Annotated in this window: 14 protein-coding genes; 6 read left to right on the forward strand and 8 right to left on the reverse strand. The window is 35.0% G+C overall.

What is annotated here, in order from left to right; genetic code table 11:
- Positions 1-5: 5 nt before the first annotated feature.
- The 8 genes from C8C83_RS20195 to C8C83_RS20230 form a co-directional block, all read right to left on the reverse strand.
- Positions 6-476, reverse strand: a complete 471-nt coding sequence (locus C8C83_RS20195) for a phage tail protein (protein ID WP_121330373.1) — start codon at positions 474-476, stop codon at positions 6-8.
- Positions 463-933 carry a phage tail protein gene (locus tag C8C83_RS20200; RefSeq protein WP_121330374.1) on the reverse strand — a complete coding sequence of 157 codons (471 nt, stop codon included), beginning with the start codon at positions 931-933 and terminating at the stop codon, positions 463-465. Before C8C83_RS20200 ends, C8C83_RS20195 begins: the two co-directional genes overlap by 14 nt.
- A gap of 49 nt (positions 934-982) precedes the next feature.
- Positions 983-2,560, reverse strand: a complete 1,578-nt coding sequence (locus tag C8C83_RS20205) for a phage tail sheath C-terminal domain-containing protein (RefSeq protein ID WP_121330375.1) — start codon at positions 2,558-2,560, stop codon at positions 983-985.
- Between the two features lie 36 nt (positions 2,561-2,596).
- Positions 2,597-3,430, reverse strand: a complete 834-nt coding sequence (locus C8C83_RS20210) for a hypothetical protein (RefSeq protein WP_121330376.1) — start codon at positions 3,428-3,430, stop codon at positions 2,597-2,599.
- Entirely contained in the window at positions 3,427-3,996 is a 570-nt protein-coding gene (locus C8C83_RS20215) for a Pvc16 family protein (RefSeq protein WP_132011872.1), read from the reverse strand. Before C8C83_RS20215 ends, C8C83_RS20210 begins: the two co-directional genes overlap by 4 nt.
- A gap of 421 nt (positions 3,997-4,417) precedes the next feature.
- Complete coding sequence (locus C8C83_RS20220) at positions 4,418-5,278, reverse strand: LuxR C-terminal-related transcriptional regulator (protein ID WP_121330378.1); 861 nt, start codon at positions 5,276-5,278, stop codon at positions 4,418-4,420.
- Between the two features lie 399 nt (positions 5,279-5,677).
- The gene (locus C8C83_RS20225; protein ID WP_121330379.1) at positions 5,678-6,115 is read right to left on the reverse strand and encodes an META domain-containing protein; all 438 of its coding nucleotides are present in this window, start codon (positions 6,113-6,115) and stop codon (positions 5,678-5,680) included.
- 419 nt (positions 6,116-6,534) lie between these two features.
- Complete coding sequence (locus tag C8C83_RS20230) at positions 6,535-7,005, reverse strand: Lrp/AsnC ligand binding domain-containing protein (RefSeq protein WP_099708086.1); 471 nt, start codon at positions 7,003-7,005, stop codon at positions 6,535-6,537.
- Between the two features lie 189 nt (positions 7,006-7,194).
- Between C8C83_RS20230 and C8C83_RS20235 the strand changes: the two genes are divergently transcribed.
- The 6 genes from C8C83_RS20235 (at position 7,195) to C8C83_RS20260 (ending at position 19,514) form a co-directional block, all read left to right on the forward strand.
- Positions 7,195-8,010, forward strand: coding sequence for a DUF1338 domain-containing protein (locus C8C83_RS20235; RefSeq protein ID WP_121330380.1), 816 nt, complete (start codon positions 7,195-7,197; stop codon positions 8,008-8,010).
- A 134-nt stretch (positions 8,011-8,144) separates the two neighbouring features.
- Positions 8,145-9,698 carry an aldehyde dehydrogenase family protein gene (locus C8C83_RS20240; RefSeq protein WP_121330381.1) on the forward strand — a complete coding sequence of 518 codons (1,554 nt, stop codon included), beginning with the start codon at positions 8,145-8,147 and terminating at the stop codon, positions 9,696-9,698.
- Between the two features lie 161 nt (positions 9,699-9,859).
- The gene (locus C8C83_RS20245) at positions 9,860-12,982 is read left to right on the forward strand and encodes a TonB-dependent receptor (RefSeq protein ID WP_233566163.1); all 3,123 of its coding nucleotides are present in this window, start codon (positions 9,860-9,862) and stop codon (positions 12,980-12,982) included.
- A 23-nt stretch (positions 12,983-13,005) separates the two neighbouring features.
- The gene (locus tag C8C83_RS20250; protein ID WP_121330383.1) at positions 13,006-14,505 is read left to right on the forward strand and encodes a RagB/SusD family nutrient uptake outer membrane protein; all 1,500 of its coding nucleotides are present in this window, start codon (positions 13,006-13,008) and stop codon (positions 14,503-14,505) included.
- A 592-nt stretch (positions 14,506-15,097) separates the two neighbouring features.
- Complete coding sequence (locus C8C83_RS20255) at positions 15,098-17,104, forward strand: trehalase family glycosidase (protein WP_121330384.1); 2,007 nt, start codon at positions 15,098-15,100, stop codon at positions 17,102-17,104.
- Between the two features lie 274 nt (positions 17,105-17,378).
- The gene (locus tag C8C83_RS20260) at positions 17,379-19,514 is read left to right on the forward strand and encodes a beta-galactosidase (protein ID WP_121330385.1); all 2,136 of its coding nucleotides are present in this window, start codon (positions 17,379-17,381) and stop codon (positions 19,512-19,514) included.
- Positions 19,515-19,608: the final 94 nt, after the last annotated feature.

Consider the following 19,608-nt stretch of genomic DNA (forward strand, 5'->3'; position numbering starts at 1 on the left):
ATTGTTTATGTAAAAAGTTTATCAAATTTTGTATCCTTAGAAATATTAAAATAGGTATAGGCAAGTTCAATAGATTCAATAGCAATATTGCTTTCCTGAGAGTTTAGGTCAGAAACGGCATATTTTACCGGATAAGCATTATTAAAAGTCCATTGCATGCATACAACACCTGAGGCATTGAGCAATCTTAAGATCACATTTTTTGGCTGGATTGGGTTTGATAATCCCTGATCGATGCAGTTGGCACACCAATTTACCAACTGAGATCCTGCAGGCACCATGGCTCTTTTTAGCACTAAGTTTTGACTGTTAGAAATAGTTGGGAGGCGATATTTAAATCTATTTTCGCCTCCACAAACAATTTCTTCAACGCTTAATTCTTTAGAAATTCCGGATACCTCTTTGAAAGCCGCATCTACACCCGCAAATGAGAGTGTAAAATAAAAGCTAACGGGATAATCGTTACTTACCGCCATTTTTTATGATCAGTTGTTCATGTGCAATTTCTATCGTGTCTACCGCAACTTCGTTACCATCAGATTTTAAATCTGTACTGGTAATTTTTGTTGGCCAGGCATTGTTTAATGTCCATTGCATGGTTACACCGCCTTTTTCGTCTAATAATTTTATCAGAACGGTTCTTCTTTTAATCGTGTTCATCGTAACTTGCTTATGCCAATCCCAGAAAGAATTGTCATTTACAAAGATTCCTCGTTTCATCGTTACGTTTCCGTATTTGGTAATCCCCGGCATTTTCTCTACAGAAAATAGCGGACTATTACTTTTGCGATATTCTATAATTTGATTTTCGACATCCATTCCTGTAACTTCCTGAAAAGCTACTTTTGTTAATTCAGTTCCAAGATCTACTTCGAATCTAAACTTTGGCATGGGCCATGTTGCGCCTTGTACGCTTCCGTCATCTGTTGCCATATTATTTTATTTTTAAATTAAAAATTTACTTAATTGAATTTTTATTTGATTAACTAGAAGTTGCCATTTGCTGTTGAAATGTCAGAACGATAAATTCAGCAGGATGAACAACGGCTACTTTTACAGTTACATTCATAAAACCGTTTAAAAGGTCATCAGCAGTCATTGTAGAACCCAATCCGCAGGCAACAGAAAAAGCGTCAGAAGCGCTGGCTCCCTGCAAACCTCCTTGTTTCCAGATCGAACTTAAAAAACTACTAATCATAGAGATTACAGCTTCCCAGGTGTTTTTGTCATTTGGCTGAAATACATATGCCTGAGCTGCCAGTTTACAAGATTGCTCCAGGAATATCATTGTTCTGCGTACCGGAATATATCTCCAGTCCTGACTGTTTCCGTCTAATGTTCTTGATCCCCAGATTAAAATTCCTAAACCGTTAAAGGTTCTGATCGCATTGATCGATTTACCGGAAACAGCATCAACGTTTAAATTGCCTTGCTGACTCTCAGAAATAGAAATTGGCAATGATGAAACACCAACAATTGAAGTATTTGCAGGAGCTTCCCACGGACCAATTGCATTGTCTACAGTAGTAATAACACCAGCCATAGCACCACTTGGAGGCAGAATATTAGCATCTGATAAAATATGTTTTATCATCAGCGAATAAGTTTGACTTGCAATCAAAAGCGCATTATTGTTTTGTGTCACCGTCAAGGTACTCGCCGGATTTTGAATACCGGCAATAATCGTAGCAACAGCCGGATTAGGTGCACTTGCAGGATTAAGGATAGCCTCTAATTGTTTTACATCGCCACCAAATAAATTAGTGTAGTCAATATCAGAATTTTGCATTACCGTAGTTCCTATAAAAGGATAATAAGCCATTCCGTAATTTAAGCCATTAGAACCAGTGTTCATTCTGAAATTTGAAATATCCTGCGTGTACAAAATTGGGTCAGGATCGTCGCCTCCAATAATATCAAACAAACACATTGCTGTTTGCATATTCGTAGACTGAAGAAGCATTGCCTGCATTAGCGTTCCATTGTTTTCTAAACTTAACAAGGTCGCTTCAGGGCAAATGTACATTGTTGGTTCCTGTTCGTTTAGCAATATCGAAAGACCATTTGTCAAGTCATTCAATTGCACATTTGGGTTCACAACAGGAATCCCCGGAGTTGCCCCTTTTCCAGACGAAGGGCCATAAGAACCCACAGAAACAATATAAGCATCTCCACCGCCATTTTCATAAAAAAGCCTTACGCTATTGTATAAATAATAAACCGTGTTAGGATCTGGAACTATTGAATAGTAAGTTCCTGCAATCAGCATATAATCTCCCCTTAAAGGTTGACTTTTTTCTGCTACTAAATAGTATTCAGGGCTGTATTGCTTTGCCGGACTTGCAGGAGCAGGTGGATCCGGTAAACAGAAAAAAGCCTGAAAATCAGCAAATGATGTGATTTTTACCGCCTTATTCGTATACGATTTTCCTTCGTAAGAGGCCTGAGGTGTGTACCCTATAAATGCTGGTACGGCTGTAGCAACTGCAACAACTGAATTGGGAAAAGCATTTAATTCTTGAATGTAAACACCAGGAGTTTGGATGGTAGATAAATTCATTGATTTTAGTTTTTAATGTTCATTTTTAATAGTTTTTTATAGATAGATATACATTGGTGATGCGACCTGATTTTGGTCGTTATTTTCGATTATTCCTATTCTGGAAACATCCGGAACAGGCAGTCCTTTTATAATTACTTTGGGTTTTGTATTCGTTTGATTGGTTGAAGATGAGCTGCTTATTAAGTCAAATTTGTACTTCGGTTTTTCGCTTAGCGTGATATAGGTTTTATTCGAAGTAAACAACAATGCCGATTCTCCGGTTGGAATTGTTACGGTTTTCGGACCATCAAATTGTATGTTTTCTTTTTCAGTAATCGAAGGATTATTTAGCGAGACGGCATTTTTATTGATAAAATAATATTGCCATTGTGTTGCTCTTGCTGTAAAGTTTATTTCAAAAAGGACAGAATTACTCGTGTTTTGTTCCTTTAAGATATCTTCGAAATAAATTTTTAAATGACCAAAATTGGATGGTATCAGTTTAGTTTCGAAGGTTTGATTCAGCGTAATTTTGCCATTTTCGTTGATGTTTTTAGGATCCTGACTAGAATAATTAATAGCTCCCAGCAAATTAATGGGTAATGTGGTAAAGAGAATGAAATTGGGATTACTGCATTTGATATCAAACTCAAAAAAATCTTGATCTGTACTTTTAGAAATATAATCTAATAAGTCTGATAATGATGATTTTGTATTAGAATATAAGTCAAATCCATTTGAAACAGGATTCATTCTAAAGCCGAACTTTTTTAATATAATATCAGTTTTATGATTCGGAATAAAGTGAAGACAATTGCATTTTCCATTATCAAAAAAAGTATGATAAGCCGCAGTGCCAAAGATCTTTATGTAATTACTCTGTATCATTTTCCAATAGTATTGCTGGTGTTTTTTACAGACGGTATAATTTCCATGATTTCGTGACCCTGAACTTTTATCAGCTTCATTTTGTAAATAATCGAAGGCTGATATTTTGCCGCCATAGCAGTCCACAAACTGTGCATTTGGTGGTAAGAGATTTTTTCATATTCGAATTCTAATCTGCTCAGACCATCCGGAATAGTAGAAGAGGACGAAGCATCGAGATAATTATTAATCTGAAAGAAGACAATAATGGCATCCAGAAATTTTAACGATTCCGTATAATCGTCAAAGTTGCTGCTGATTAATAAGTCAATGTTGTATTTTTCTGTTGGATTGAAATTAGAATAACTTCCGTCTTCTAATTTTTTATTTCTAATGTAAAAAGGCTGGTTGGTTTCTTTTTCGATATTAATTAAAGATAAAACGACTTTATTCTGATTTATTTTTGGCAAAGTTCCACTTGGTTCAATAAGATAATTCAGGACCGTTTTGTCTTCATCCAAACCAAATTGGTTTTTTAAAAACTGTCCGAGCAAATTTTTCGTAAATTGAAGTGATTGATTGATCATCTTGTCTAATTCTTTATTGATTTGGGGATTATAGGGAAATAAATTACCTATAACTATTGTAAAAGTAGTTGAGAATTAGATTTGTACAGAAAAATACTAATATACTTTTCGTGTACATAATCAAAAGATATTTGATGCTTTTGTAGACAAAATATAGACAGAAAACGTTTTTTGTAGACAAAAAATATTTTGTCTATTTATGACGTAGACAATTAATTTCTTCGGTTTTACGGATTTCCACATTTTTGTAATTATGATTGCGTTTATGATTGCGTTTATGATTGCGTTTATGATTGCGTATGATGGATTAAAATCCATCTCTACAATATATGCCGTTCCTGCGGAACTCGTTTGTAAAATTCCGGAGGAATGAATTATTTTGTAGCAACGGATTTTAATCCGTTGAAAATGGTGTGAGAATTTAAGAAACAGTTCTCAGATACGAGATAATGTCTTGTTCTTTTTTAAGGGTCAATTTTTTTTTCAGGCGGTATTTGTGAGTTCGTACGCTTTCCTGATTGATTCCAAGGAGATTTGTGATGTCGTTATTGCTCATATTCATTTTGATGTAGCAACAATATTTTAAATCTTTGGAGCTTAGCGAAGGATGTTTTTTGGCTAGAGCCAAAAGAAAATTTGGATTTGATTGTTCGAAATAAATTTTAAAATCATCCCAGAGTTTTTTATCGTTTGCGACTGTTTTTATAGAGTTTACAATCGACATTAATTCTATTCTGGTGCTGTCATCAACATTAGGATAAAGGTAGGAGATACGTTCTTTTACCTTTAAAAGTATTTCAACTTTTTGATCAAGTTCCATTACATAATGGCTTAATTTATTGGAGTTATTCTTTTGAAATGCTGCTTCGACAAACGATGTTGGAATAGTACTTCTTGTTTCCCCTTTTTTGAGTAAAAAAATAGATCGGATTCTATAAATTAAATATTCGGAATTATTTAGATGGTTATTAGAATACGTAAAAACGATACAATTTTTTGACCAGCACAAAGATTCACATTCGTCGTTTTTTGTTAAACAGAGAATTGGAATATCATTTTTGCAGGAATTAAAATTTGGATCATTTATAATGGATTGGTTTTTTTTGAAACATAAAAAAATCAGATCGGGATTTAAGGATTCTGCGGTACGATTTAAATCTGCGGCTCTTGAGACAGAAACAGTCGAAATAGTAAAGTCTATTATGGTCGACAAAATATGTAATACTTTGGTTAAAACCATAGTATCATCACATCCAATCAATATTGTTTTCTTTTCAAGCATTTTTTCTGGGGAGTATTTTTTTGCCTGGTTGTTGTGTTTTAATCTGTTTTAAAATTATATATCTTTTGACTACAGAATAGAAAATATGCCACAGAATGGTTTTTTCCTGTCATGAAATCGAATTTTGTACGAGATATTTCTTTTTGAAAAAAGAGTTGTTAATCGATTCATTTTAAAGAGAAATGGTTTTATCAAAAAACAAGATAAAAGAGCTCAGAAAGGCTTGTAAAAGGAGTTTGATTTTTTATTTTGAAGTGTAAATTTATAAAATAATTACAATATAATAATCAGTAATAGTACCTATTTTTTCAGTATATTCTTATTTTAACGATTCGTTTACATAAAAAAAGAGATTCCTCAATATTGAAGAATCTCTTTTTATTAGGTATGAAATGACTTTTATTTATCAGCCACTTTTTTAAATCTCATCATTGGTACGTCTTTCATCAACAAATTTAGCTTACCGTCTTTGTCAATAGAATAAGAATCTATTTTTCTGATCATTTGTGTAAAAACCTGTTCACCGCCACCATCGCAATACATCAATGTAGCCGGACCTTGCTCGCCAAAGCTAAGAGCATTTCCTTTTAAAGTATAAGGAGCACTGTAACCGTTGCAACCAGCATTTCCGAAAACCTGACCTTTACTTTCGTCAAATTTTATAAATGGTTTTTTTTGAGGAAACAGACCATCAAAAGCAATACGCGGACCAGAAATATATTCTAATTCCCAAGTTGTATTGAAAAGATCAGAAGAGCTTGTGGTATTCTTCATCGTTGTACAAGAATTAAATGATAATGCTAAAACAGCAACAAAAAGTAGGATGTAATTTTTCATAAAAAACGATTTTAGAACATAAATTTAATAATTATTAATAGAATTTACATCATAAAATGGGCGAATTTTTAATTATTGGTGTTTCTTTTCTTATTTAATTAAAGAAGGTTTAGTCCCTACGGGACATCTCTAAAATAGGAACGACATTGTGTTTTACCAACATTTAATCTCTACGAGATACTCCGTTAGGAATTATACATTTATGGTTTGATATTCTATTTCTACCAATATTTAAATCTACCAACATTTAATCCGTGCGGATTACTCCGTTAGGAGTTACATATTGGTAGAAATAAAATTATCCCATCCAGAAAAAATGTCCCGTAGGGACTACACATTATCATTAAAATATTAAAAAAACATCCAAAAACAACAAACTATTCCCCAATCTTTCTTCTATAATCTTGCTTCTCCAAGTCTTAAACCGGCAAATTCTTCTCAAAAGCCGCACCAAAAGAGAAAAACGAATCCGTACTTCCAACGCCTTCAATTTGGTGAATTTGCTCGTATAGAATTTTACGAAGCTCTTCATTATTGAAAGAAACGATTTTGATGAATAAAGCATATTTACCAGAAACCCAATGACATTCTATGACTTCGGGGATTTCTTTTAGTTTTTCGGCAATAGAATAGGAGTAGCGTGCTTCTTTAGTAACGATTCCGGTGTAGGTAATCGTTTCAAAGCCAAGTTCTTTAGCATTTAGTTTGACGCCAAAACCTGTAATTACACCGGCTTCTTGTAATTTTTTGACCCTTAAATGCACCAGTGAATTTGATATATTCAATTCTTTAGCAAGATCAGAAAACGGTATTCTCCCATTCTCACTAAGTTTTTGCATGATTTCTCGATCTAAATAGTCAGTATTTTCATTCTTCTTGATACTCGCCATAACCTGTGTTTGTTTATAGATTCTACAATTTTGACAATTCTACTGTTAAAACTTGATTTTAAAATGTCAAAATTACAAAAAAAACCTTCTAAAATGTCTAGGTGTCAATAATCGTATTCTTGAGATGTTATATTAACAGTATAATATATAGATTTGTGTCATAATAACATTATTTTAAGATAGCCAAACATGAATAAAGATCAATTACTTACGAAACTATGGGAGCAATATGCTGATATTACTCCATCTGCAAAAAAAATACAGGAATTATTAGAAGATAAAGGCGAAGAAATCCAGAATGACCATATTGCGATTCGTACTTTCAATGACAAACGTGTAAATATTGAGGTATTAGAAAAACCTTTTATAAATGTTGGTTATGAGGCAAAAGGCGAATATAATTTTGAAACTAAAAAATTATACGCAAAGCATTATGAGCATGCTACAGATAAAAGCGCTCCAAGAATTTTTATTTCGGAGTTAGAATTAGAAAAATGTTCTGCTGAATTGCAGGAAACAGTACAGAATATTTTGAACAGTTGTGATCAAAATGTATTCAACGATCCTGAATTGGTTTTAAGCGGATCTGTTTGGAAAGGAAACTCTCAAAAAATTTACAAATCATTATTAGAGGAATCTGAATATGCTGCGTGGATGTATGTTTACGGTTTTAGAGCAAATCACTTCACTATAAATACTAATGCTTTAAAAGGATTTAAAACATTAGAAGAATTAAATAATTTCTTAGAAGAAAGCGGTTGGAAATTAAACGCTTCCGGAGGAAAAATCAAAGGAACTCCAGAGCAATTATTGGAACAATCAAGCACATTGGCAGATTTATATGTAGTAGATTTTGAAGAAGGAGCGGTAGAAATTCCTTCTTGCTATTATGAATTTGCGCTTCGTTACCCAATGGCAAACGGAGAATTGTACCAAGGATTTGTAGCATCATCTGCTGATAAAATTTTTGAAAGTACAGATGTAAAGTTGCAGGAAACTAAATAATAATAATAATACTCGTTTGGCGCAAATATTTTAACAAATAGTCTCGATAGTTATCGGGACTATGTGTTAAAAAAATTTTTGATTTTTTCGCAAACGATTGAGAAATACAAAATAATAAATAAAAAAAGGTCGGAATGACAAAAACAGAATTAGGATTCGGAATTAAAGAAGCTTTAGACCAATTAGGAATAAAGGATATTAATGAAGGAACTTCAACAGGATTAAACAATTTTTCGAATGGTGAAATTTTAGAGAGTTATTCTCCGGTTGATGGAGCATTAATTGGAAAAATTAAAACTTCGACTGCTGCAGATTATAAAAAAGTAATGGAATCGGCAACTGCTGCTTTCAAACAATTCAGAGTAATGCCAGCGCCACAACGTGGAGAAATTGTACGTCAGTTTGGAGAAAAATTACGCCAAAACAAAGAAGCTTTAGGAAAACTGGTTTCTTATGAAATGGGTAAATCATTGCAGGAAGGTTATGGAGAAGTTCAGGAAATGATCGATATCTGTGATTTTGCAGTTGGACTTTCGCGTCAGCTTCACGGATTAACGATGCACTCAGAGCGTCCAGGACACAGAATGTACGAACAATATCATCCGTTGGGAGTTGTTGGAATCATTTCCGCATTCAACTTTCCGGTTGCAGTTTGGGCTTGGAATACCGCTTTGGCTTGGATTTGCGGAGATGTTTGCGTTTGGAAACCTTCTGAAAAAACACCTCTTTGCGGAATTGCCTGCCAGAATATTATTGCCGAAGTTATCAAAGAAAACAACCTTCCGGAAGGAATTTCATGCTTAGTCAATGGCGATTATAAAATTGGAGAGTTGTTGACAAGCGACAAACGTGTTCCATTAATTTCGGCTACAGGTTCTACAAGAATGGGTAAAATTGTTGCGCAGGTAGTTGCGGGACGTTTAGGAAATTCATTATTAGAATTGGGCGGAAACAACGCAATTATTGTAACGCCGGATGCAGATATTAAAATGACTGTTATTGGTGCCGTTTTTGGAGCCGTAGGAACAGCAGGACAAAGATGTACATCGACGCGTCGTTTGATCATTCACGAAAGTATTTATGATAAAGTGAGAGATGCAATTGTTTCTGCCTACAAACAATTACGCATTGGAAATCCATTAGACGAAAAAAATCACGTTGGTCCGCTTATCGATAAACATGCTGTCGAAATGTACAATCAGGCTTTAGAAAAAGTAGTTGCCGAAGGAGGAAAAATCCTTGTTGAAGGCGGAGTACTTTCTGGAGAAGGATACGAAAGTGGTTGCTACGTAAAACCTGCAATTGCAGAAGCTGATAACACATTTGAAATCGTACAACACGAAACTTTTGCCCCAGTATTGTACTTATTAAAATATTCAGGAACTGTAGAAGATGCCATCGCAATCCAAAACGGCGTTGCCCAAGGATTATCATCGGCAATTATGACCAATAATTTAAGAGAAGCCGAGTTATTCTTGTCTGTTACAGGATCTGATTGTGGTATTGCCAATGTAAATATTGGAACCTCAGGCGCTGAAATTGGAGGTGCTTTTGGTGGAGAAAAAGAAACAGGCGGAGGGAGAGAATCCGGATCTGATGCCTGGAAAGTTTACATGCGTAGACAAACCAATACAATTAATTACACGACTAGTTTGCCACTAGCTCAAGGAATTAAATTTGACTTGTAAGCCGAATTAGAACTAAAGCTTACACCCAAAAGTCATAAAATTAGAATACCCAATTTATTTAGTCAGTGATTTACCGCCATTGACTAAATAAATTGTTTGCCTATGAATAAATAAAAAACAAAAAAAAAGAAAATTTTAACTAACTAAAAACCATTACCAGAATGAAAAAACTACTAGTTAGGAAGCTAAATTTGCTTCCTTTACTGCTATGTCTATGGTTGCCAAGCATCAACTTCGCACAAGCACAAAAGACAATTTCAGGAAAAGTTACAGATGATAAAAACAACACATTGCCAGGTGTTAGTATCTCTATCAAAGACTCAAAGTACAATGCAGCAACAGACATCGACGGAAATTATACGCTGGTATATTCCTCAAGTCTCGTAGATCCCGTTATCGTTTTTTCTTATATGGGTTTCATAGGAAAAAGTGAAGCCGTAAATAACCGCACCCAATTTGATGTGGTTATGCAGGAAGAAACCAATAAATTAAATGAAGTAGTAATTATAGGTTACGGATCTCAGAAAAAAAGTAACGTTACCGGAGCTATTTCTACCGTTAAAAAAGAAAGTCTTGAAACCAGAGCCACAACAAGTCCGGCCGAGGCACTTCAAGGTTTAGTTGCAGGGGTAAACGTGCAAAAAAGCGGTGGTGTAGCAGGAGCTTCTGTAAGTGTCAAAATTCGTGGAGTTAACACTTTTGGAGCGACAGAACCACTTTATATAATTGACGGATTTCAAGGATCTATTAATACCATCAATCCAACCAATATAGAATCTATGGAGGTTCTTAAAGATGGTGCTGCAGCTGCAATTTACGGATCTGTAGCCGCTAATGGTGTAATTATCGTAACCACTAAAAACGGTCAGAAAGAAGGCGTAAAAGTTGATTTCAGCTCCTTTTTAAGCATTACAAATCCATCAAAAATATTAGACTTATTAGACGCTGACGGATATCGCACGGTTAATAAAAGAATGTATGATGAATATAATAAATATGCCACTACGCCAAAACCGCTTCCAGCTTATATTACAGCGCCATCTGACGTAAATACAGATTGGCAGGATGAAGTTTTCCGTTCTGGATTTACTCAAAATTACGGTTTAGGAGTTCAGGGAAGACAAGGTGATTTTAAATTTGCTTTATACGGTAATTTAGTAAAGCAAAAAGGAATCGTAATTGACAACCAATTTGGGCAACAAACAGCGAGCGCAAGAATTAGTTTCAAAAAATCTATTTTTGATGTTGATGGAAAAATGGCGTACATCGGAACACAAAATGCATTGCCAAACTTTCAGTTAAAAGAAGTCTATACAATGGCGCCTTTGGTTCCGGTTTATGATGCAACACAACCTTATGGTTACGGATTGGCAGACAAAAATGGTTTACCGGCCGCAACAAATCCAGTTGCCGAAGAACATTTTAGAAAAAGCAATGACGTAGGACAGGATTTAACAGCAAATATTGCCATTACAACAAATATTGCGCCTTGGATAAAATACAAATTAGCGTATTCTTACCGTGTGAAAAATAACCAGCAAATGGCTCATTTTCCACCATTTATTGCAAATCCAAAAGAAGTTCATCTTTATCCAATGCAAAGCGAATTGAGAACAACATGGAACGAGCAAATTTTAGACAATATTATCACAATCGATAAAACATTTGGTAAACATGTTTTTGGATTAATGCTTGGTAATACTTTTAACAGTCAATCTTCAAACTGGAATCAAGTTAGTGTTGAAGGTAAAACAACGGACTATACGGTAGAAAATGGACAATTAGTTTCAATCGATCGTCCGTCTGGATTTCTTGATCCTGGTTTTGAAACTATTGGAGCAGGAAGAGGCGGAACATATACTGCAGACGGTTCAAAATTTCAATACAATCGTGTCTCTTTCTTCGGAAGGTTAAATTACTCGTATAATGATCGTTACTTACTTCAAGTGACCGTTAGAAAAGATGGTTCTTCTAAATTTGGAGAAGACAGCCGTTGGGGAACATTCCCATCTGTAGCTTTAGGATGGAAAATCGAGCAAGAAGATTTCTTTCCAAAAGATATGATACTTTCTACATTAAAATTACGTGCAAGCTGGGGACAATTGGGTAACGAAGCAGCATTAGGATATTACTCAGCAAATACCTTGATTAAAACCGGAAACACTTTAGGTAACGGTTATGTACAAGGAATTGGAAGCAATCCGTGGCCGGGAAGTATTGCAACAGCATTAGAAAACAGAAACCTACAATGGGAAACGACAGATTCTAAGAATATTGGACTTGATTATACCCTTTTGAAAGGAAAAATAAGCGGTTCGATGAACTATTATCATAATGTAACAGATAATTTATTGATTACTAAAAAACTGGCTCCATCTGCCGGAATCGATGATCCAATTCTTAACGTAGGTAAAATTAGCAATAGCGGATTTGAATTTGAAGTAAACTATCGCGATCAGGTTAACGAATTTAAATATAATGCAGGTTTAAACTTTACGACACTTAAAAATAAAGTGGTAGAATTGGCAAACGAAGGACAAACTATTTACGGAGAAGGATTGAAATACGGAGACGAACACTTTCCGACTCAAGCTCGCGTAGGAAGCCCAATTAGCGGATTTTATTTGTATAAAACAGATGGTATTTTCCAAAATGCACAAGAAGTTGCAGCTCACAACAAAAACGGCGTTTTATTACAGCCAAATGCACAACCTGGAGATATTCGTTTCAAAGATTTGAACAATGACGGCGTTATCGACGAAAAAGACAAAGAATATGCAGGAACAGGATTACCAAAATTAGAAGTAAATCTTAGTTTAGGAGCAAGTTATAAAGGTTTCGATTTCTCAGCTTTGATTGGAAGCGGTTGGGGTAATAAATTATACAACGGAAACAGATATTTCTACGAATCTATGAATTCAGGAACCAATATGCTGGCTTCGACATTAAATTCATGGACACCGGAAAACCACAGTAATATACCACGTGCAGTATTGCAGGATCCAAACGGAAACAGCCGCGAATCAGACCGTTTTCTTGAAAGTGGAGATTTTATTAGAATGCGCCAATTGCAATTGGGATATACTATTCCGAGCAAAATGTTAGGTAAAGCAAAAATCGACAAACTTAGATTTTATGTAAGTGTCGAAAACTTGTTTACCATCACCAATTATTCAGGTATAGATCCTGAATTCTCACGTGCTTCAGTAGTAGACACAGGTGTTGACCGTTTTGTTTATCCATTTACAAGATCATTTGTAACTGGAGTTCAGTATATATTTTAATACGATTTAAAAAAGACATTATCATGAAAAAGATATTTTTATTATTATCCGCAATAGGTCTGTTCACCATCACAAGTTGTAGTGATTATTTGGACCAACAATCTCCGGATCAACTTACTTCAGGTAATTTCTGGAGAAATAAAGCCGATGCTGAATCTGCTTTAGCATCAACTTATTCTCAATTAGAATGTGCCGTTGACGAATGGGCTTTCGCCGAAGTAAAATGGCCGGTTGAAGCATATCGTGAAGACATTAACGAATTAGGAAGCGACGCCTTAAACTACCAAAACTGGGTAGAACTTTCGACATTTACTTATACAAACGGAAACAGTCAATTTACCAGCTATTGGAAAATTAATTACAGAGGAATCAGTAATGCCAATCAGGTTATTGACAAATTGCCACAAGTTCCGGCAGCAACATTAACCGATTCAGATCGCAAACAAATTGAAGCCGAAGCTCGTTTTTTACGTGCTTATTACCACATGAAATTGCTTTTGAACTGGGATCAGATTTATATTAGAAATAAATATGTGACCAAAGAAAGTGATCTGAATGTTCCGTTGGCAACACGTGCAGCAGCTTGGGATTTTATTACAAGCGAATTTAAGGCTGTAGCCGATGTACTTCCTGCAAAACAATCTGCAGACAAGACAGGACGTGCAACAAGCGGAGCAGCAAACAGTTATTTAGGATTTGCGTATTTGACAAGAGCTTATGAAGAAACTGCTCAAAAACAAGCTTTCTTAAACGAAGCATTAACGGCGCTTAACAAAGTACAAGGATATGAGTTAGTGAAAGATTATGTTTCTATGTTTGACGGAACTACAAAAAACACGAAAGAATCTATTTTCGAATTGCAGTTTTCAGAAACTACAGCAAATGGAGCATTCTATCGCAACGCACTTCACTATTGGATGGCAGCATCTGAACTTGGAGGTTGGGACGAAATTTTGCCAAGTGCAATGCTTGTAAACGAATTCAAAAAAGAAGGAAAAATTGCAACTACAGGAAATTATGATACACGTTTTTACAGCACAATTTTCTTCAAAGATCCTTATTTCAATGATCCAAATAATCCATTGGTATTAGGAACAACTTATGACGAAAAATTTGGCGGTACAGACAAACCGGTTTACCGCAGATACATTCCAAGTACACAGGAAAAAATGAATCAGGAATTTACAGCAATCAACATTCCATTGATGCGTTATGCAAATGTATTATTGATGCAAGCCGAAGTTCTAAACGAATTAGGACGTTCTGCAGAAGCGATTCCGTATATTGACAAAGTTCGCGCAAGAGCAGATATGCCTGGAATGACGGGAACAACAACTGCCGAAGTAAGAGCACAAATCGAGCACGAAAGAATCATAGAATTTCCATTAGAAAACTATCGTTTTTATGATTTACGCCGTTGGGGAAAAACAAAAGCAGCACTTGACGCCGTTGGGCGTACAGGTTTTGATACATCAAAAAATAGCTTTTACCCAATTCCTTTAACCGAATTACAAACGAAATAATCAGTAAAAAAAGAATTCAATTAAAGTTTTTTTCGCCACGAATTCCACGAATCTACACTAATCTCTTAAGTTGATTATTTTTAAAATAACTCGTGATAATTTGTGGAATTTGTGGCGAACTTTTTTCTAAAAATAATTAGCATAATGAAACATTTAGTATGTTGTACCTAAATAAAGAGCACACCATAAAAACAACATCACTAAAAAAAGAATTCAATTAAAGTTTTTTTGCCACGAATTCCACGAATTTCCGCTAATTTATTAAGTTGATTATTTTTAAAATAATTCGTAATAATTTATGGAATTCGTGGCGAACTTTTTTCTAAAAATAATTAACATAATGAAACATTTAGTATGTTATACCTAAATAAAGAGCACACCATAAAAACAACATCACTAAAAAAAGAATTCAATTAAAGTTTTTTTGCCACGAATTCCACGAATTTCCGCTAATTTATTAAGTTGATTATTTTTAAAATAATTCGTGATAATTTGTGGAATTCGTGGCGAACTTTTTTCTAAAAGTATTTAACGTAAAGAAACATTTAGTATATTATATCTAAATAAAAACACACCATAAAAACAAAATAACATGGGCAAAAAGAAAATATTTTTTATTCTTGCATCCCTTTTTATACTGCAAAATTGCTGGTCTCAAAAGAGTTTTCCAAACTTAGAATCCGCCAAAAACAGTATCAATTACAAAGGAAACCCAACAAATGCAACCGACAGGAAATCATTGGCATTTTCAGATAAAGGCGCATGGTTTGCCTTCGGATTTTTAGAACAATCAGAAGTTCAGGCAGGATTTTCGGGACCATTTTTAATGACAGAACAAAACGGCGTTTGGTTAAGTCCATCGTTTGTTTCGCTAAAGCTAAAGAATGAAAACCAACAAGAAGCCATCAACTGGAAAAGTGCATTAGTTGCTCAAAACAGCTACAACAGCCATTTAGAGCAAGAATTTAAAAATGAAAAACTAACGGTAAAACAACAATTAGTTTTTTTATCAGGACATTCGGTATTACAAAAAACAAGCATTACCAATACATCAGGAAAGACGATAACATTATTTCCTTCGTATGAATCGAATATTTTTCTGGATGATTTACAATTATCGAAAGAAGGAAATGCATTAAAAATCGTTTCCACGAAAAGTACAGCGACCGGTTATATTCAGTTTTTGAAAAGTAATCCCGAATTTGAAATTTCAAAACAAGGATATAAAGCACAAACAGAAAAACTGGTTTTAAAACCAAACGAAACCAAAGAAATTGTAGTTGCACAAACGTTTATTTTTGCTCAGTATTCGTGGAAAAACGAAAATGAAACAATTGCAAAAACAGCATTTAATACGCTATTAAACAACACACAAAAAGAAAAAGAAAAGCAATTGGCACAATTAATTGCCAGAAAGAAAAGCATTTACAAAGACGCTATTTATTCTGATTTAGTGGCAAAATTAGTATTGACATTACAAAACAATACAAGAATTCCCGCAGAAGGATTAAAACACGGCGGACTTTTTCCGAGTTATAATTACGAATGGTTTCATGGATTTTGGGCTTGGGACAGTTGGAAACACGCCGTTGCTGTAGCCAATTATGATTCGGAATTAGCGAAAAATCAAATGCGCGCTTTATTTGATTATCAGGAACCAAACGGATTTATTCCGGATTGTATTTACAGAAATAATCTTCTGGAAGAAAACAATTACCGAAACACTAAAGCACCGCTTGCAGCTTGGGCAATCTGGAAAATTTATGAGAAAACAAAAGACGTTAATTTCATAAAAGAGTTTTATCCAAAGCTAAAATTATATCACAATTGGTGGTACAAAGAGCGCGATCATGACCAAGATGGTTTATGTGAATTTGGCTCAACAGACGGAACCGTAATCGCTGCAAAATGGGAAAGCGGAATGGACAACGCCGTTCGTTTTGATGATAGTAAAATCCTGAAAAATGGAGAAAAAGCCTATTCATTAGATCAGGAAAGTGTTGATTTGAATTCGTTTTTATATGCTGAGAAAAATTATCTGAATAAAATGGCAGAGGTTTTAAAATTAACCGAAGAAGCTAAAAAATGGAAAGACGAAAGCGTAACTTTAAAAGCTAAAATTCAAACCCAATTTTGGGACGCCGGAACAGGTTGGTTTTACGACACAACAATTGACGGAAAAACATTGATAAAAGCAATGGGATGTGAAGGATATTTGCCAATTTGGGCAGAAGTTGCAACAGCAGAACAAGCCAAAGCAGCAAAAGCAAATATGTTGGATACAAGTTCCCTAAACACATTTGTTCCGTTACCAACATTGGCAGCAAATCATCCTAAATTTAAACCCGAAGGCGGATATTGGAGAGGACCGGTTTGGTTAGATCAAAGCTACTTTGGAATAAACGGTTTAGAGAAATACGGATACACAAAAGAAGCAAACGAATTAGCACACAAACTAATCTATAATGCCGAAGGAGTTTTGGACAAAGGCACATCAATAAGAGAAAACTATCAGCCAATTACCGGAAAAGGATTAGAAGCCTTTAGTTTTAGCTGGTCAGCGTCTCATTATTTAATGCTGCTTTTAGAGGATAAATAGTTAGATAGAATTTGGTGTAATCCCTACGGGATATTTTTACTTCGGGGGATTTCGGTTTTTTACCAACATTTAAATCCTAAAGGATTATCTCTGATTAGTCATATTATTTGGGAATATTTTAGACTAAATGGTATTCCTAAAATAAAATATCTCGTAGAGATTAAATATTGGTAACCAACAATTGAGTGTTAGTATATTGTCCCGTAGGGACTACACCAAATCAGCAACTGAAATTATTTATCTAAATTTGATTAACACAACAACATTACAAAATATGTTCAACCAAAATATATCGCTTACAAAAATAGTATTAACGGGATTGCTTATTGCAAGTTGCAATTCGGTGCCTGTTTTTGCTCAAAGCAAAAAAGCTACAGTTACAGAAAAGAAAGATCCACAGCGTTTTTTCTCAAAGCCGGATTTAATGCAAATTGGCGTTTATTATTATCCGGAACAATGGCCGAGAGAACAATGGGAACGCGATTTAAAAAACATTAAAAAACTCGGATTTGAGTTTACGCATTTTGCTGAATTTGCCTGGACTTTTATGGAACCTGAAGAAGGTAAATATGACTTTAAATGGCTGGATGATGCTTTGGCTATAGCCGAAAAACAAGGATTAAAAGTAATTCTTTGTACGCCAACGCCAACTCCGCCAGCTTGGATGGGAGAGAAGTATCCTGAGATTTATTTAGTCGATGCAAACGGTCGTCGCAGAGAACACGGAAACAGAGCAAATCAGTCTGTTTCGAATGAAAAATACAGAGAGTTTGTAGAAAAAATTGTTACAGAACTCGGAAAAAGATATGGTAAAAACAAAAACATTATGGGCTGGCAAGTGGATAACGAGCCAGGCGCGCCAGATGATTTTAGTCCGTCTGCACAAAAAGGATTTCAAAAATGGCTTAAAGCCAAATATGGAACGATCGAAAATTTGAATAAAGAATGGGTTGCAAGTTTCTGGAGCATTCGATATAACAATTTCGAGCAAATCGCAATTCCAAATGCTGAGCTTTATTCAGAAGACAAATTGAGTCCGCATGCGGTTTTAGATTTCAAAAGATATACGGCAGATTCTCAGGCAGAATATCTGAATTTACAAGCAGAAACCCTTCGTAAATATGTTGATCCAAAACAATGGATTACAACAAATTACACGAATGTAGTTTATGGTACAGATCCAAGAAGAACGGACAAAATGGATTTTGCAACCTACACAATGTATCCCGTAAGTGGAAGAAATACTCTGGGAGGTCAGAATTTTAGAATGGGACAACCTAATAAAATTTCAGAAGCCAATGATTATTACAGATCTATAAACGGCGTTACCGGCGTTATGGAAATGCAACCGGGACAAGTAAACTGGGCAAGCATAAACCCGCAATTGCTTCCGGGAACGGTTCATATGTGGATTTCTCAAGCTTTTGGCGGAGGTTGTTCTTTTACATGCACGTATAGATACAGACATCCGTTGGGAAGCAGCGAAATGTATCACGACGGAATCGTAGGAACTGACGGAGTAACTTTATCACAAGGCGGAAAAGAGTTTGTACAATCAATCGAAGACATGAAATTGCTTCGTAAAGAATACAATCCAAAAGCGGTTATTCCGGAGAATCTTTCGAAAAGAAAAACAGGATTTTTATGGAGTCATGAAAACTTATGGGATTTAGAAAACCAAAAACAAACGGAGTTTTGGAATACATGGAGACATAGAAATACATACACATCGGCAATAAAATCAACTGGTGCGCCAATGGATTTTATTACAGAAGAAGATGATTTTTCTGCTTATCCGTTTATTGTCGCTCCGGCTTATCAATTAATCGATCAGAAATTAATCGACAAATGGACAAAATATGTTGAGAATGGCGGAAACTTAATTCTTTCTTGCCGCACGGGTCAAAAAGACAAAAACGGGCATTTTTTTGAGGCTAATTGGAGCGCTCCAATCGTGCCTTTAATTGGAGCTGATGTAGAATTCTTTGATATGCTTGTAGAAGATGTAAACGGAACAGTAAAAACCGGAACGAATACGTACAAATGGAATTCGTGGGCTGATGTTTTAAATCCAAAACAAGGTACAGAAGTTTTAGCAACTTATGCGGATCAGTTTTATAAAGGAAAAGCAGCAGCAATTACCCGAAAATTAGGAAAAGGAACAATAACCTATATTGGCGCTGAAAGCAAAGACGGAAACTTAGAAAGAGAAGTTGTAAGAACAATTTACGAACGTGCAAAAGTTGCGATCGAAGACTTGCCAAGAGGTGTATATGTAGAATGGAGAGACGGTTTTTATGTAGGCGTAAACTACACAAATGAGCCTGTAAACTTACCAATTCCGCAAGGAAGTAAAATTTTGGTAGGACAAAATCCATTACAACCGGCACAAGCAATTATTTGGAAATAGAAGTTTGACGTAAAGTGAAAGTTTGCCACGAATTCCACGAATTAGCGCGAATTTTTTAAAATAAATACGCATAATAATTTGTGTAATTCGTGAA

The sequence above is a fragment of the Flavobacterium sp. 90 genome, from assembly GCF_004339525.1.
Lineage (GTDB): Bacteria > Bacteroidota > Bacteroidia > Flavobacteriales > Flavobacteriaceae > Flavobacterium.